At 46.1% G+C, this 14,340-nt stretch carries 17 protein-coding genes; 7 read left to right on the forward strand and 10 right to left on the reverse strand.

The features are described from left to right. Nucleotides 1-78: 78 nt before the first annotated feature. The 5 genes from yqfB (at nt 79) to katG (ending at nt 5,293) form a co-directional block, all read left to right on the forward strand. Nucleotides 79-393, forward strand: a complete 315-nt coding sequence (gene yqfB, locus OH458_RS15755; RefSeq protein ID WP_269979040.1) for a N(4)-acetylcytidine aminohydrolase — start codon at nt 79-81, stop codon at nt 391-393. A gap of 140 nt (nt 394-533) precedes the next feature. After that, nucleotides 534-1,124, forward strand: coding sequence for a TetR/AcrR family transcriptional regulator (locus tag OH458_RS15760; protein WP_269979057.1), 591 nt, complete (start codon nt 534-536; stop codon nt 1,122-1,124). Between the two features lie 75 nt (nt 1,125-1,199). Continuing rightward, nucleotides 1,200-2,231: an NADP-dependent oxidoreductase gene (locus OH458_RS15765; RefSeq protein ID WP_269979041.1), complete on the forward strand. Its 1,032-nt coding sequence runs from the start codon at nt 1,200-1,202 to the stop codon at nt 2,229-2,231. Between the two features lie 8 nt (nt 2,232-2,239). Next, nucleotides 2,240-2,857, forward strand: coding sequence for a glutathione S-transferase family protein (locus OH458_RS15770; protein WP_269979042.1), 618 nt, complete (start codon nt 2,240-2,242; stop codon nt 2,855-2,857). Nucleotides 2,858-3,118: 261 nt separating this feature from the next. Further along, complete coding sequence (gene katG / locus OH458_RS15775) at nt 3,119-5,293, forward strand: catalase/peroxidase HPI (protein ID WP_269979043.1); 2,175 nt, start codon at nt 3,119-3,121, stop codon at nt 5,291-5,293. Between the two features lie 188 nt (nt 5,294-5,481). Here katG and OH458_RS15780 read toward each other — a convergent pair whose 3' ends face one another. Beyond that, nucleotides 5,482-6,366, reverse strand: coding sequence for an NAD(P)-dependent oxidoreductase (locus OH458_RS15780; protein ID WP_269979044.1), 885 nt, complete (start codon nt 6,364-6,366; stop codon nt 5,482-5,484). Nucleotides 6,367-6,581: 215 nt separating this feature from the next. Here OH458_RS15780 and OH458_RS15785 point away from each other — a divergent pair, with 215 nt between their 5' ends. Further along, nucleotides 6,582-7,226 carry an HAD family hydrolase gene (locus OH458_RS15785; protein WP_269979045.1) on the forward strand — a complete coding sequence of 215 codons (645 nt, stop codon included), beginning with the start codon at nt 6,582-6,584 and terminating at the stop codon, nt 7,224-7,226. A gap of 161 nt (nt 7,227-7,387) precedes the next feature. After that, nucleotides 7,388-8,248, forward strand: coding sequence for a glutathione-dependent disulfide-bond oxidoreductase (gene yghU, locus OH458_RS15790; protein WP_038214139.1), 861 nt, complete (start codon nt 7,388-7,390; stop codon nt 8,246-8,248). A gap of 73 nt (nt 8,249-8,321) precedes the next feature. On the opposite strand, the gene OH458_RS15795 is transcribed toward yghU, so the two are convergent. From OH458_RS15795 to OH458_RS15835, 9 genes are all read right to left on the reverse strand, one after another. After that, nucleotides 8,322-8,777, reverse strand: coding sequence for a GNAT family N-acetyltransferase (locus tag OH458_RS15795; RefSeq protein WP_269979046.1), 456 nt, complete (start codon nt 8,775-8,777; stop codon nt 8,322-8,324). Nucleotides 8,778-8,804: 27 nt separating this feature from the next. Beyond that, complete coding sequence (locus tag OH458_RS15800; RefSeq protein ID WP_269979047.1) at nt 8,805-9,077, reverse strand: hypothetical protein; 273 nt, start codon at nt 9,075-9,077, stop codon at nt 8,805-8,807. 40 nt (nt 9,078-9,117) lie between these two features. Beyond that, nucleotides 9,118-9,258, reverse strand: a complete 141-nt coding sequence (locus OH458_RS15805) for a hypothetical protein (RefSeq protein WP_269979048.1) — start codon at nt 9,256-9,258, stop codon at nt 9,118-9,120. Nucleotides 9,259-9,598: 340 nt separating this feature from the next. Continuing rightward, complete coding sequence (locus OH458_RS15810) at nt 9,599-10,174, reverse strand: hypothetical protein (protein ID WP_269979049.1); 576 nt, start codon at nt 10,172-10,174, stop codon at nt 9,599-9,601. Nucleotides 10,175-10,195: 21 nt separating this feature from the next. After that, complete coding sequence (locus OH458_RS15815; protein ID WP_269979050.1) at nt 10,196-10,660, reverse strand: hypothetical protein; 465 nt, start codon at nt 10,658-10,660, stop codon at nt 10,196-10,198. A gap of 24 nt (nt 10,661-10,684) precedes the next feature. After that, nucleotides 10,685-11,062 (reverse strand): hypothetical protein, encoded by a 378-nt coding sequence (locus tag OH458_RS15820; protein ID WP_269979051.1) that lies wholly within the window; start codon nt 11,060-11,062, stop codon nt 10,685-10,687. 101 nt (nt 11,063-11,163) lie between these two features. After that, a complete protein-coding gene (locus tag OH458_RS15825; protein WP_269979052.1) occupies nt 11,164-11,850 on the reverse strand; it encodes a DUF4336 domain-containing protein in 687 nt (228 codons plus the stop codon). An 82-nt stretch (nt 11,851-11,932) separates the two neighbouring features. Beyond that, complete coding sequence (locus tag OH458_RS15830) at nt 11,933-12,808, reverse strand: NAD-dependent epimerase/dehydratase family protein (RefSeq protein WP_269979053.1); 876 nt, start codon at nt 12,806-12,808, stop codon at nt 11,933-11,935. A 78-nt stretch (nt 12,809-12,886) separates the two neighbouring features. Further along, nucleotides 12,887-13,510 (reverse strand): HAD family hydrolase, encoded by a 624-nt coding sequence (locus OH458_RS15835; RefSeq protein ID WP_269979054.1) that lies wholly within the window; start codon nt 13,508-13,510, stop codon nt 12,887-12,889. Nucleotides 13,511-14,340: the final 830 nt, after the last annotated feature.

A 14,340-nucleotide genomic window follows, 5' to 3' on the forward strand; every position in this document is an offset into this window, starting at 1 on the left:
GTGCTAACGTCGTATCTTTTCTTGTTTCCTTCGTAGTATTCTCTGCCACGAAAAATAAGAGTATTTGTAGGACCACCCATGACTTACCCAACTAAAATGACGTTTTTCGAATTTTTGACGCCCCTAGTCGCGGCAGGAAAGAAGACGATCACCATCAGAGATGAATCGGAAGCCGATTATGTCCCCGGCACCACTGTCGAGGTGTACACACTTGAAACCGATACCAAAGTGTGTGATGTAAAAATCCTCTCGGTAGAACCTTTACACTTCGACGACATCAACGAGTTTCACGCCGATCAAGAGTACATTGAACTACCGAAACTGAAGCAGCTTATCCGCGAGATCTACCCAAACAACAATCATTTGTTCGTTATTCACTTCGAACTGGTTTAACAAACATAGGCAGATGCTAGGCACAATGACGTTTATCCCCTCAAGCAAAAATAGCAAGATAGGTGCAAATATTGGCGAAGGGATCGTTGACGATCAAAAAAGCACTAGACGACTGGTCTAATTGCTATTATCCTCTCGCCATGAACTCGAAAACACAAGACACTCGCCAACACATTTTGCACGTTGGTTATGAGCTTATCGTCAACAAAGGCTTTACCGCTGTGGGTTTATCCCAGCTTTTGAAGTCGGCAGATGTGCCTAAAGGCTCGTTTTACCATTACTTCAAATCCAAAGAGCAGTTTGGGGAAGCGTTGATCGAAGAGTATGTGCACACCTATATGTCACGTATTCATCCCGTGCTTAATCAAAATGACGTGAGTGGCTACAACTGCTTACTCGACTACTTTTCACGTTGGCTCAACGTTGAAAATGGCGTGTGCAACGCAAATAAGTGCCTTATCGTCAAACTGAGCGCTGAAGTGTCTGATCTTTCTGATTCGATGCGCGTATCGTTAGCAAAAGGCGCTGAGTTAATTATTGGTGCGTTAGCGTCGGCCATCCAGCGTGGTATCGATGATGGTTCAATTGATGAAATGAACAGCTCTCTGGTAGCTAGACAGCTGTATCAGCAGTGGCTGGGAGCAAGTTTGCTCAACAAGCTCATGCAAGATCAAACCAACCTTGAGCTGTGCTTGCTTACAACTCAACAACGTTTACGTTCCAACTCATAGAAATCTCCCGTCACACTCTATGACGGGATTTTTTGAAATAACAACTAGACGACCGGTCTAATAAGGAAAACAACTATGTCTCAACCTACTAATCGACAAATCGTACTCGCATCTCGCCCGATAGGTGCACCGACTCCAGACAACTTCCGACTAGAAAACAATTCGATTCCTACCGTAAAAGATGGCGAAGTCTTGCTACGCAGTGTCTACCTCTCTCTTGACCCTTACATGCGCGGTCGAATGAGTGATGCAAAATCTTACGCCGATCCTGTTGCAATTGGCGAGACCATGGTCGGCGGCACCGTGTGTCAAGTTGTTGAATCCAACCACCCAAACTTTGACAAAGGAGAATGGGTTTTAGGATTTACTGGCTGGCAAGATTACGGTATTTCAGATGGCGAAGGTCTCATTAAAATGGGAATGAGCCCAAGCCACCCTTCCTACGCGCTGGGCGTAATGGGAATGCCTGGCTTTACCGCCTACATGGGTCTGCTTGATATCGGCCAACCAAAAGAGGGCGATACTCTGGTCGTTGCAGCAGCGACCGGCGCTGTTGGCTCTATGGTTGGCCAAATTGGTAAGCTGAAGGGTTGTCGAGTCATTGGTGTTGCAGGTGGCGAAGAGAAGTGCCGCTACGCGACCGAGCAACTTGGCTTTGATGCATGTATCGACCACAAAGCGGAAGACTTCGCGGAGCAACTTGCCGCGGCCTGTGACCAAGGTATTGATGTCTACTTCGAAAATGTAGGTGGCAAAGTGTTTGATGCGGTGCTTCCGCTACTTAATACTGGTGCTCGCGTTCCACTGTGCGGTCTTATCTCTCAATACAATGCAACTTCGCTTCCTGAAGGTCCAGATCGCATGTCAATGTTGATGGCGCAATTGCTGATTAAGCGCATCAAGATGCAAGGTTTCATCATCTTTGATGATTATGGTCATCGCTATGGTGAATTTGCCTCTCAAATGACTCAGTGGTTATCAGAGGGCAAAATTCACTACCGCGAGCACTTGGTTGAAGGGCTAGAAAATGCACCAGAAGCCTTCATTGGCCTGCTTGAAGGGAAAAACTTCGGCAAACTTGTCGTTAAAACAAACGAACCCGTTTAGGAGCAAGTATGATCATTTTACATCACCTCAATCAATCACGTTCTAAACGCATTATCTGGTTGTTGGAAGAGCTAGGCATAGAGTACAAAATCGTCCCGTACCGCCGAGACAGTGTGACTTTTCTTGCCCCACCGGAGCTTAAATTGATTCATCCGCTTGGTAAATCGCCAGTGATTGAAGAGCAAGGTCGAGTGATTACAGAGTCTGGCGCGATTACCGAGTACTTAATCAGCAAATACGCGCCTGAGAAATTCGCGCCAAGTCAAGACAGCGACGAGTACGTCGAATACCTTCAATGGTTACACTTTGCCGAAAGCTCTGCCGCACTCCCTTTGCTACTAAAGACCTTTGTCGCTAAAGATGGGGCGCCAACAAACTTCCTCGCAGATTACGCGGAAGTCGAATTGCACAAGGTGATGAGCTACGTAGACCAATCGCTTGATGGCAAACGATACCTAGTGGCAGACAAGCTTACGGGTGCTGATTTTATGATGTCATTCATTGTAGAAATCTTGAGTAAGTTTGGATTAGTTGATCGCTACCCCAACATCGCTCGATACGCTCAGCAACTCGAAAGCCATGACTCATGGCACGCTGCACAAGCACTAGAAGCTCAACATGGCTAAATAATAGCAAGGTGCCGCCGGCGTTGGCGGCACCAATCAAGTGCTTACCCCCTCTCCCAATAGGTTCGTCACGCGTGAACTGCAAACGCATAGAAACCACCTATCAATAACATAGACACAACCAGATTTATCAATCCTGATTCTGCACCTATTCTGAGTAAAGCAAAACCACAGTGTATTCGTGGTTGTTATTCAGCATTGTTCCGTTGTGAGACCAATAGTGTCATCGACTAGAGCAGTGCAACACACTAGGAGCAAATCATGGACCATAAAAATACTCAATCCGGCGGCCAATGCCCTGTCATGCATGGCGCTGCAACGTCAGCCAACTCTTCCAATGTCGCTTGGTGGCCAAACGCACTCAACCTAGATATCTTGCACCAACACGATCACAAGTCGAACCCAATGGACGCTGACTTTAGCTACCGCGAAGCGCTAAAACAGCTCGATGTTGACGCATTGAAGCACGACCTTAAAGTACTAATGACCGACAGCCAAGATTGGTGGCCAGCGGATTGGGGTCACTATGGCGGTCTTATGATTCGCATGGCGTGGCACTCTGCGGGTTCTTATCGTATTGGCGATGGTCGCGGCGGTGCTGAAACCGGTAACCAACGTTTTGCTCCTCTTAACTCATGGCCAGACAATGCCAACCTCGACAAAGCTCGACGCTTACTTTGGCCTATCAAGCAGAAATACGGCAACAAAATCAGTTGGGCGGACCTTATGATCCTTGCGGGCAACATGGCCTATGAATCAATGGGACTCAAAACCTACGGGTTTGCTTTCGGCCGCGAAGACATTTGGCATCCAGAGAAAGACATTTACTGGGGTTCAGAGCAAGAGTGGCTAGCAGACAGTCAAGCCAAAAACAGCCGCTACTCCGGTGATAGAGATCTAGAAAACCCATTGGCCGCGGTTATGATGGGCCTAATCTATGTGAACCCTGAGGGTGTGGATGGCAACCCTGACCCACTTAAAACCGCAGCAGACATGCGAACCACCTTCGCACGTATGGGTATGAACGATGAGGAAACCGTCGCGTTAACCGCAGGCGGTCACACGGTGGGCAAAGCGCACGGCAATGGTGATGCAAGCATACTGGGTGACGATCCTGAGAGCGCAGACATTCATGAGCAAGGTTTAGGCTGGAACAACCACGAGTCGAGAGGCGTGGGCCGTGACACAGTAACAAGTGGTATTGAAGGTGCTTGGACAACGCATCCAACTCAATGGGACAACGGTTTCTTCCACCTTCTGTTTAGCTATGATTGGTCGCTGACCAAGAGCCCGGCCGGTGCATGGCAGTGGCAACCGGACAATATCAAAGAAGAAGATAAACCTGTAGATGTTGAGGATCCATCGATTCGTAATAATCCTATGATGACCGATGCTGATATGGCGCTCAAAATGGATCCTGAGTATCGCAAGATTTCTGAGCGTTTCTACAAGGATCCAGAGTACTTCTCAGAGACGTTTGCTCGTGCTTGGTTCAAGCTGACTCACCGCGATATGGGGCCAAAAAGCCGTTACTTTGGCCCAGATGTCCCAGCTGAGGAGCTAATTTGGCAAGACCCGATTCCGGCTGGTCGAGACGATTACGACGTGAACGCAGTTAAGATGAAAATCGCAGCAAGCGGACTTAGCGTCCAAGATTTGGTCGCAACGGCTTGGGATAGTGCACGTACCTACCGCAACTCCGATAAGCGTGGTGGTGCCAACGGTGCGCGTATTCGACTCGCCCCACAAAATCAATGGGCAGCCAACGAACCAGAACGTTTAGCGAAAGTGTTGGCCGTACTCGAGAAGATCGCCCAAGACGCGCAAATAAGTGTCGCAGACACCCTAGTTCTGGCGGGTAACCTTGCCATTGAGCAAGCCGCTCTTGCTGCTGGCGTTGAAGTGGAAGTGCCATTTTCACCAGGTCGAGGAGACGCCTCTGCTGAGCAAACTGACGTCGATTCTTTCGCAGTACTTGAGCCTGTCGCTGACGGCTTTAGAAACTGGCAGAAGCAGCACTTTGCAGTCGCGCCAGAAGAACTGATGCTCGATAAAGCGCAACTTCTAGGATTAACGGCGCCTGAGATGACGGTGTTGATCGGCGGCCTTCGCGTACTGGGCGCTAACCATAGTGGATCACAGCACGGTGTGTTTACCCATAACGTCGGCGCGCTAACTAACGATTTCTTCGTGACGTTAACCGACATGCGCTATCGCTGGCAGCCCACTGGACGTAACTCCTACGCCTTGGTTGATCGCGCGACAAATGAGGAAACCTGGACAGCAACACGCGTTGATCTAGTGTTTGGTTCAAACTCTATCTTGCGCGCCTATGCGGAAGTCTACGCTCAAGACGACAACAAAGAGAAGTTCGTTCGCGATTTTGTCTCGGCGTGGGTAAAAGTGATGAATGCCGACCGATTCGATGTGAAGTAACGACAATAGGCGCTTGTTTGAGCCAAGCAAGCGCCTTTAATTTGGCAGACAGTCGCTTTTTGCTCTAGGGTTAATCTATAGCAACAATGAGAAAGGAGGTGCATTGCACCTCCACACTGAGGAGAGTTGGCTATGAATACTTTTGATTTTTTTAAACTATTCGATACCAAAGAACTGTTTATATTCTACTAGTTTGAAGACTGTCCTTTCGCGACGGCTTTCATCAAAACAGACGTATCCATTCGACCCAAGCCCTCTTCTTGTAGGGCTGCGTACTGTTGGTCAACTTTGCGCGTCAGTGGTAAATCCAAGCCTACGCGCTCTGCTTCTTTCAGGCAGAATCCTAAATCTTTGCGCATCCAGTCGATCGCGAAGCCAAAATCAAACTTATCTTGTGACATTGTCACGGCGCGATTTTCCATCTGCCATGATCCTGCTGCACCATGTTTAAGCGTTTCAACCACTTGTTCAATATCTAAGCCTGATTTTTGTGCCAACAGCAATGCTTCACTCAATCCTTGTAAAATACCGCCAATACAGATTTGATTGACCATTTTACAGCGTTGCCCCTGTCCGTTTTCCCCAAGTAGGCTGATTTGCTTTGCGTAAACGTCCATCACTGGTGACACACGATCAAACACCTGCTGCTCGCCGCCACACATAATGGTTAACACACCGTTTTCAGCCCCAGCTTGACCACCAGACACTGGAGCGTCGATAAATTGATGACCGCTATCCTGCGCCGCTTTTGCAAGTTCTACGGCCAGCTCTGCCGATGTCGTGGTGTGATCCACCAGCACAGCTCCCGGCTTAAGGCCTGCAATAATGCCATCATCGCCGTAAACGACGCTGCGAACGTCATCATCATTACCGACACAAACAAAGACGATGTCGCTACCTTCAGCAGCTTGCTTTGGCGTCTCACACGCTTGGCCATCATATTCGCCTGCCCATTTTTCAGCTTTGGCAAGCGTACGGTTGTATACCTTTGTTGAATACCCAGCCTTACTTAAATAACCCGCCATTGGGTATCCCATCACGCCCAACCCAATAAAAGCGACTGCTTTCTCCATGACTTCCTCTCCTAGTTATTCGTTTTTTGTTATGCCAGTGTACTAAACAACGTCTATCAAATTAACTACTTATCACTAAGTCCCTGATACTCTATAGAAACCTCTTATCATTCGATCATCTTTCATGATGATTGAACGCAATAAATCGGCTTTTCCAGCAAAACAAAATATGCCACACTCGACCATCAATTTGTTAGTTTGTAGTAAGTAATCCCATGAAATTTCAAGCCGCTATCTTCGATATGGATGGTCTCCTGCTCGATACAGAGCGTGTCTGTATGCGTGTATTCAAACGAGCATGCGAGACTTTACAACTGCCCTTTCACGAAGCCGTCTACCTGTCCATTATTGGCCGCAACTCTGCCGGTATCGAGAAGATATTCCGCGATGCGTATGGCGAAGATTACGATGCTCTCCACGCTGAATGGCGAGTAAACTACGATGCCATTGTTAAACATCAGGCCATTCCAGTTAAAGATGGCGTGATCGCGCTACTAGAGTGGTTAAAAGCAAACAATATTCCCACCGCAGTCGCAACCTCAACTCACAAAGAGGTCGCCGAAGCCAAACTGCGCCTTGCAGGATTGGACAAGTACTTTAAAAGCCTCACTTGTGGCTGTGAAGTGACTCACGGCAAACCCGATCCTGAGATCTATCTTCTTGCCGCCAAGCGTTTAGGCATCGAGGCAAATCAGTGTGTAGCGTTTGAAGATTCAAACAATGGCGTTCGCAGCGCGGTGTCCGCCAATATGACGACGTTTCAAATTCCAGATTTAGTTGAACCATGTGACGAAGTCCGAGCACTCGGGCACCAAATCGTAAATAGCCTGCACGATGCATTAACCGAACTGAAAAAGTGACCGCATAGGCGCTTCCACAAACTGGAGAGCGCCTCATTATTCTTCCAAACGCTTTTCAATAACTTTCCGATCTATCAGTTTCTCTGTGTAACTCTTTTTATTTGTTATTTTTAGCCCAATGATAATGATTGCCGGATATCATTTTTGGATAAGGAATAACAATGACAACTCAGTATCAACCACCAAAAGTTTGGACTATGGACGACGAAAGCGGTGGCCAATGGGCCAGTATCAACCGTCCAGACTCTGGAGCCCGTCACGAACAGACATTGCCTGTGGGCGATAACCCGATTCAACTCTACTCGCTCGCGACCCCTAATGGTCAGAAAGTGACGATCATGCTTGAGGAACTGCTGGCACTTGGCGTGACTCAAGCTGAGTACGACGCTTATATAATCAAGATTGGCGATGGCGATCAGTTTGGTTCCGATTTTGTTTCGATTAACCCCAATTCAAAGATCCCAGCCATGGTGGACCGTTCAGGTGACGAGCCAATCAACGTCTTTGAATCGGGGAACATCTTGCTCTACTTGGCAGAGAAATTTGGTCACTTTTTACCAAAAGAGATCGCAGCAAGAACCCGAGCGCTAAACTGGCTATTTTGGTTACAAGGCTCTGCGCCTTATCTTGGTGGCGGTTTCGGTCACTTCTATGTCTACGCCCCAGAAAAGTTTGAATACCCAATCAACCGCTTCACCATGGAAGCAAAACGTCAACTGGATGTGCTAGACAAACAGCTCGCTAAAACGCGCTACCTTGCGGGTGACGAATACACCATCGCAGATATTGCAACATGGCCGTGGTACGGAAACGTTGTACTTGGTCATGCCTACGATGCCGTAGAGTTCTTGCAGGCTGAGGGCTACACCAACGTTTTACGCTGGGCAAAAGAGATCGAACAGCGTGAAGCCGTCCAACGAGGTCGAGTAGTCAACCGTTCGTGGGGTGAAGCATGGGAACAAGTACCACAACGCAACAGCGCTGCCGACATTGACAAAGTACTTGCCCTAAAACCAGAGTAATATGAAATAGCGGCTTAGTGACTCACTAAGCCGCAAACATAGGTGGCGTCATCAATAATTGACGTTTTAAGCATCACAGAGGGCGAGTCATAAATCGACTGTGAGGATCTTCCTTATACCCCTCAAACGGTGCGCAATACTCAAATCCATATTTCTCATACAGAGATCGAGCCGGTTTAAAGAATGCCTGCGAACCCGTTTCTAAACTGATGGTTTTGTATCCCTTCGCGCCCGCTTGCTGTATCACATGTTCAAGTAAGCCAGAGGCAACGCCTTGGTTTCGGGCGTTGCTCGATGTTCTCATCGATTTAAGTTCAACGTGTACGTCACTGAGTGATTTTATCGCAACACAACCGAGCAGTTTTTCACCGGACCATCCACTATAAAAGGTGATTTCAGGCGCTTTAAGGGCATCCACATCCAATGCATGAACACTTTCTGGTGGTGACGTCGCGTACATATCTTGGAGATGCTCCTGCAAAAGTTGCAACACTTCACCGCCACTCAAGTCATCAATTCGAATTTCCATATTCTCTGCCCTTTTAATTTTTCAAGTCTACTTGATACAAACCTGTGCATCATAATCGTAAGAGCCACCCGCATCCAAGCACACATCGACGGCGATAAACTGGCTCGCTTGCGCAATGAAAACCAATACTAACATCCAGAAAAGGCACCCTATGGCAATCAGCCAGTTATCACTTAGTCCTTTATTTTTTGTAAATACAGCACACACAACACGACCTGTGGTTTTAATAATTCCATCGATGATGAGGGTAAAAAAGAGCCAAGACAAAAAGCGAAATACGGATCCTAGTTCGAACTGCACCAGTTCTTCTCCAACAATGTTGTAATATTTCCGTGCAGAATCACTTATCCTCAAACATAAGTAAATATTGTTGTTCGAACTGGTTATTTAACGGAGCGGGAAGACTGACGACTCCGGGCAATATTTCATCACCATCGTATGCAGCGAAAAAACCAAGGCCAAGAACAATGTTATCTGCCATAACCCGTCTTGATAAAACGTCGTCTGGTTATTAGACCAAACCCTAAGTGCAATATTGAACAGCTCTCCTTGAATGCCGATCACCACTACCGCAGCGAGGTAATATTTTAAGAACTCAATAATCAGTCTTTTCAGTGATGCCATGACAATAGAAGTTATTCGGTGACTAACAATTCACCAATCATAATGGAAGAATAAACGTGAAGGCAGTTGAAGGACGGTTATCTTTACTATCTTTCCTGAAACGGAAAGCTAATGCGAGTCAGTGCAAATAATTGGAGTGTAAGAAGCAGTTAATCAGTCACTTAGATGAGAACAGCAACGTCTCACCTAAGTAATAATCACAAAGTGTCAGATTTTTGTTGGGGAAGTTCGATAGACGCATTGGCGACATCAAGCCGAGAAAGCTGCGACAAAAACTGAGCAATATTGGCCTTCGCTGAACCTTCACTGGCAATTTTTAAACGCTGCATACCGTCAAAGGCATCGTCAGTTGACGCTGTAAAGGCAGCGGTAATCAGCTCATTAAATAGGACTTTCCCGGTGGTCTTTTCAATCAAATGGTATTGAATGGATGACGTAACTGTCATGTCTAACCCTGCGAGTGGCTGATCGACGTCAACAATGTCAGCAGACAGCGCATAGACAGAGTTCGCATTCTCAGCCAATAACTGCTGAGACTGTAGCGAGGATTTTAATGCGGTAGCAAAATCATCGTTACCAATTTCTGATTGCAGCAGTGGATTGGTCCATTTCCCCCCTGAAACCTTATCTATCTTGACAGAGTTCGTTAAGTTCTCATCATATTGGTGATTCACCGCACCATCTACTTTCATGTTTTTTACCTGTGCTGGTAACGCACAACCAAAAAGAAGTGCTGCAGAAAGCGCAACGGAAATAGTTTTAAAAAAGTTCATCATTTACCTAATAGCTAACGTTCATTGCTTTTCGGTTGGGCATTCGCCGTCAACCTTCGGGATCTCAATGCCATTCAAGCCGATTCGAGCGCCACAAAAAAATACGCCACCAGAGCACTGCCCTCCCTCGTCTTTGAAGACGAGCATGTTCCCTTTACGCGAGACGCTCAGCTCACAAAAGAAATCGTATTCTTCATCACTTTCTCGGTAGACAAGCACGTCCCCCTCACGCGTCATTTTGAGCGGACCAACAACGTCTTCCGATGTTGAGCCTATCGAGCACACATGGAAGTTGGCACCAAAAAGTGTCCCTTCAACGAAGTAATCTTCTGCCACTCGAGTAACGTGCATGTATGAGGTTCTTTCTTCAGTTTCACCAGTGACTGCACTAGCAATATCATCTTTGACGAGGTAGCAGCCTTCAAACTCAGCCGCATATAACGTTGATGAACATAATAAAACTAAGAATAGAAATCGCTTTAACATAGCGCTCCTCGTTGAATAGATCGTCTACACATCGTCATTGGAGTAGATTGATATGGTTATCGCACCACCGATTTCAGCAAGCTTTGTTACAGACTCTTGCGTAAGACTTGATTGAAAAGCCTTCGTGCTACCTAAAGCTTCAAAACCAACATCAAACACACGTTTGCTCGCACTATCCCATAGCTTTCTTAAGTGCTGAGGTAAGCGAGTGACAAGCTGGTAGTATTGATTGACTATCGCGTCCTCAGAGGTTTCGCAGGTTTCGAAACTACCAAACCACATATCGGCAACCTTCTCCACACGAAACACCATTACTTGATCTCCCCAATATTCCACGAGAGGTCGAATATCTCGAGAAGACTCGATATCCAGGTCAATATTCAAAAAGTGAGTTTCACGCATCGTTGGACACCCGATTTAACTGATGCCGGGATTAGATAGTCGAACAACCCTGGAGGTGGGATCGGCTTACAGGCGCTTACGTTTTAACCTGTTGTGATGATTTAGATAAGCCAGTCAAACGATCGATTTAAAAATTGTCCAACGTTTTGTTTTACTATTTCGCCATGTGACATGACTAGAGTTTGGGGCTTCCACGCAAGCAGTCGTTCAAGGTGGATACGAGCGTCTTCTTTCCCAAACATAAAACTCAAACGCCAGTCTAAGGGCGTTTTTCCGTTTGGAGCCAATATGCCGACACCTCGCGCAACCAGTCTCTGCCAATAGTTAAAATCCTCTCCTGAGAAATTTTCAACCAAGTCCGTGACAATCAAGGTTCTCGAAGTGACATGGAAAAATACACACTCTTCCATAACAGGCGATCCAGAAAACAACTCTTGTTCAATCTCCCCTTCCCAAAGAGCTTCTGTCGAAGAGTTCAACGATCCTTCGAAGGTAAGATCAGAGCGTTTTTTTATGACCTCATCGGTTCCAAATAACAACGCTTGAGGGTAAGCACTCAGCCAGTCAGAGATAAAGAGATGATGTAAGTGGTTAGGCGCAATCAGATACTTTACTTCTCCAAGTTGCGCTATGTGTTCGCTTAACGCTGGTGACATTTTGATCGGACTATGAATCCAGAGCTCGCCAGTTGCCAAACGAACGACGGTCATCCTTGTTTTGAAAGGAAAACCCAAAAAGGATACGGTGGTGCCATCACATATCCAAATATTTTCACCTAGCTTTTCCATAAGTATTCCCTCCAATTATTTTAACTGCCTGCGTTTGCGCTTTAACTAAACGAAGCTCTAGCTAACCCATCATTTCGGCGTGTCACCTTAATGTACTCTCGTCAAAAGCTCGAATCGAACCTTGCTTTTTAATATATCGACACACCAACTCTTTGGTCTTAAACAAAGGACTGATGGGCAAAACAAGATTTAGTTTTTCAATTTCTACTGCCGCGATCCCGTTGTTAGATTCAAACTGCGCCCAGTTTACCTCTTCCACGCTTTTTACGACCTGAGCTTTTAATAGGAGCTGAGCGAACTCTTCTGGACTATAACCCTGTGGTTCGGCAATAAAATGTTGCCTTTCAGTGGGCTGTTCTTGAGCGAGCAACAAATAGAATCGTGCAACATCGTGAACGTGGACATATTGATTATGTCCCTCTGAGGGAAGTGCAACCTGGATGGATTGGTTAGCCAATGATTGCACAATACGTTGCAGTTGACAGTTTTCACCACCATAAACTAGGCTCGGGCAGTAAACGATGTGCCATTGTTTTTGGATGGCATCGTTTATCGTTCGGACGTCCGGTTCCACTACCTTGAGTGGGTGCAACCGAAAGTGCAGTAGGTCATCGCTTGTTGCGTGGCCAAACAACCAGACACCAGAGGTATGAATTTTTGTCGCATTATTCGCAGCGAACGTGTCCAACGTCTGTAATAGTTTAAATTCTATCTGTGCAATGTCTTCTGGCGAAAACTCTAACCAATGTGGACGTGCGCAATTGACTACGACATCAAAATAACTGACAAGCTCAGACGCGTTTACTTCCCTTCCACTTACGTAGCATGCTATCTGACCGCTTCGATTGTAAGTGAACACATTATAGCCGCTGTCAAGAAAACCCTTGCAGACGTGACGACCAATATAGCCCGTTGCCCCAGCAATGAGCACGCTCTTGGTTCTATGTACCTCTTCCATGGTTTATTGCCTGTATAGGTGATTGTTAGTGAAAGATTACGCGTCGAATCCCAAATTTCTTTATAAATGGCATGCTAATTACAGTGACAACTCAACACCTTTTGAAAGTAGTGCTAGCTCACATTGATGCGCATTTTCGAACTGAATTCCCTGAATGCCAACGGACTCTGCTCCTTCAACGTTATGTGCCATATCGTCAATAAACACCGTTTCAGAAGCTTCTAAATCATAGTGAGAGAGCAGCGACTGATAAATCTCAGGCTGAGGCTTTAATAAGCCAAAATCCGCTGAAACGATAGCGCCATCAAACAGTGGCCAAAAATTGTATGTGTCTTTAAGGTGAACAACAATTTCGTGGACATTATCAGTCAAAGCAAACACACGGTAACCTGCGGATTTACAGCATTGAATCAGCTCAACAGAACCATGAATCAGTATTTGCGTTCGCTTCACATAATAGAACAATCTCTCACACTCTAAGTCTGTAAAACCCAATAATGCTTGATACTGCGCCTTTGCCTCACTCTCAGTTAATACGCCTTTATTTAAGTCTAACCACGTCGGCGATTGAAATATCAGCCTCGCTTTCTCTTCCAACGAATCAATATTTCCAAAAGTGAGCCTAACTATTTCTAACGGAGACCACCGCACCACAACGTTGCCGATATCAAAGACAATATTTTTTACCTTACTCGCTGTCATTACTCTATCCTTTCAGCCTCACTTCACGATAAACACTTAAACGATAAATTCATCCAGTATTACATGCCGAGAGGAATCTTTAACGTTCACAAATTCGTCCTACAATTCTGCGATTGTAAAACACCTCGATGTCTTTGAAGATGCCCGCCAGTGTTTAAGTTGTTTTGAAAGCAGATTACCCGAAACCCAATAAGCAACCAAACACCCACTGACTTTTTGTGATTCAAGAACCACAAATATCACTATGTTTCTGCCAAGGTACCAACGAGCACGAAATGCAGACCTCTAGCAACAAAGAAGGTTTTGAACCCGAGAAACCCAAAGCTGCAAACTAACAGCAAATTCGAAAACTTCAGTGGACTTGCCCTTGCCACGCTTTGAGCCAGTGAAACTCGCCACTAACCGACTCCAAAAACCAATAAGGCAACCCAGGAACATTGGCATGTTTTACGGCTGGATGGGTTCAAGAGTTTGAGCCTATAATGTTGAATTGTTGACTTAGAAAAACGAATGCTCAAAGAGAACTAAGAAGATGAGAACAAAGAACTTTCCTGCCCGCCGCCTAATGCCCAATTAAGGTGTGAGCAACGCAGACCACCGAACTTAAGCCATTTTACCTTAACCACTTAACCTGACTGGAACTGAAACCGCCAAGCGTTGTGAATCCGCCTTAAGCGCTTTGTTAGGTATCTTGGATTCAAGTACGAAGTGCGACACCTCTGAACATAAAAACAGTGAGATGCGATAATCATGAACTTTGCTCCCGCCAAGAAGTAAAAAACATGAAATACACGCACCTCACTGAGAACGAAAGGTATATGATTTCTGCA

It is taken from the genome of Vibrio sp. MarTm2, from assembly GCF_027587055.1.
In the GTDB taxonomy this organism is placed as follows: Bacteria; Pseudomonadota; Gammaproteobacteria; order Enterobacterales; family Vibrionaceae; genus Vibrio; species Vibrio sinaloensis_D.

Excerpts from the sequence above, each read along its gene's own strand:
- yqfB (WP_269979040.1), top strand. The coding sequence starts at position 79 with ATGACTTACCCAACTAAAATGACGTTTTTCGAATTTTTGACGCCCCTA.
- OH458_RS15760 (WP_269979057.1), top strand. The coding sequence starts at position 534 with ATGAACTCGAAAACACAAGACACTCGCCAACACATTTTGCACGTTGGT.
- OH458_RS15765 (WP_269979041.1), top strand. The coding sequence starts at position 1,200 with ATGTCTCAACCTACTAATCGACAAATCGTACTCGCATCTCGCCCGATA.
- OH458_RS15770 (WP_269979042.1), top strand. The coding sequence starts at position 2,240 with ATGATCATTTTACATCACCTCAATCAATCACGTTCTAAACGCATTATC.
- katG (WP_269979043.1), top strand. The coding sequence starts at position 3,119 with ATGGACCATAAAAATACTCAATCCGGCGGCCAATGCCCTGTCATGCAT.
- OH458_RS15780 (WP_269979044.1), bottom strand. The coding sequence starts at position 6,366 with ATGGAGAAAGCAGTCGCTTTTATTGGGTTGGGCGTGATGGGATACCCA.
- OH458_RS15785 (WP_269979045.1), top strand. The coding sequence starts at position 6,582 with ATGAAATTTCAAGCCGCTATCTTCGATATGGATGGTCTCCTGCTCGAT.
- yghU (WP_038214139.1), top strand. The coding sequence starts at position 7,388 with ATGACAACTCAGTATCAACCACCAAAAGTTTGGACTATGGACGACGAA.
- OH458_RS15795 (WP_269979046.1), bottom strand. The coding sequence starts at position 8,777 with ATGGAAATTCGAATTGATGACTTGAGTGGCGGTGAAGTGTTGCAACTT.
- OH458_RS15805 (WP_269979048.1), bottom strand. The coding sequence starts at position 9,258 with ATGGCAGATAACATTGTTCTTGGCCTTGGTTTTTTCGCTGCATACGAT.
- OH458_RS15810 (WP_269979049.1), bottom strand. The coding sequence starts at position 10,174 with ATGAACTTTTTTAAAACTATTTCCGTTGCGCTTTCTGCAGCACTTCTT.
- OH458_RS15815 (WP_269979050.1), bottom strand. The coding sequence starts at position 10,660 with ATGTTAAAGCGATTTCTATTCTTAGTTTTATTATGTTCATCAACGTTA.
- OH458_RS15820 (WP_269979051.1), bottom strand. The coding sequence starts at position 11,062 with ATGCGTGAAACTCACTTTTTGAATATTGACCTGGATATCGAGTCTTCT.
- OH458_RS15825 (WP_269979052.1), bottom strand. The coding sequence starts at position 11,850 with ATGGAAAAGCTAGGTGAAAATATTTGGATATGTGATGGCACCACCGTA.
- OH458_RS15830 (WP_269979053.1), bottom strand. The coding sequence starts at position 12,808 with ATGGAAGAGGTACATAGAACCAAGAGCGTGCTCATTGCTGGGGCAACG.
- OH458_RS15835 (WP_269979054.1), bottom strand. The coding sequence starts at position 13,510 with ATGACAGCGAGTAAGGTAAAAAATATTGTCTTTGATATCGGCAACGTT.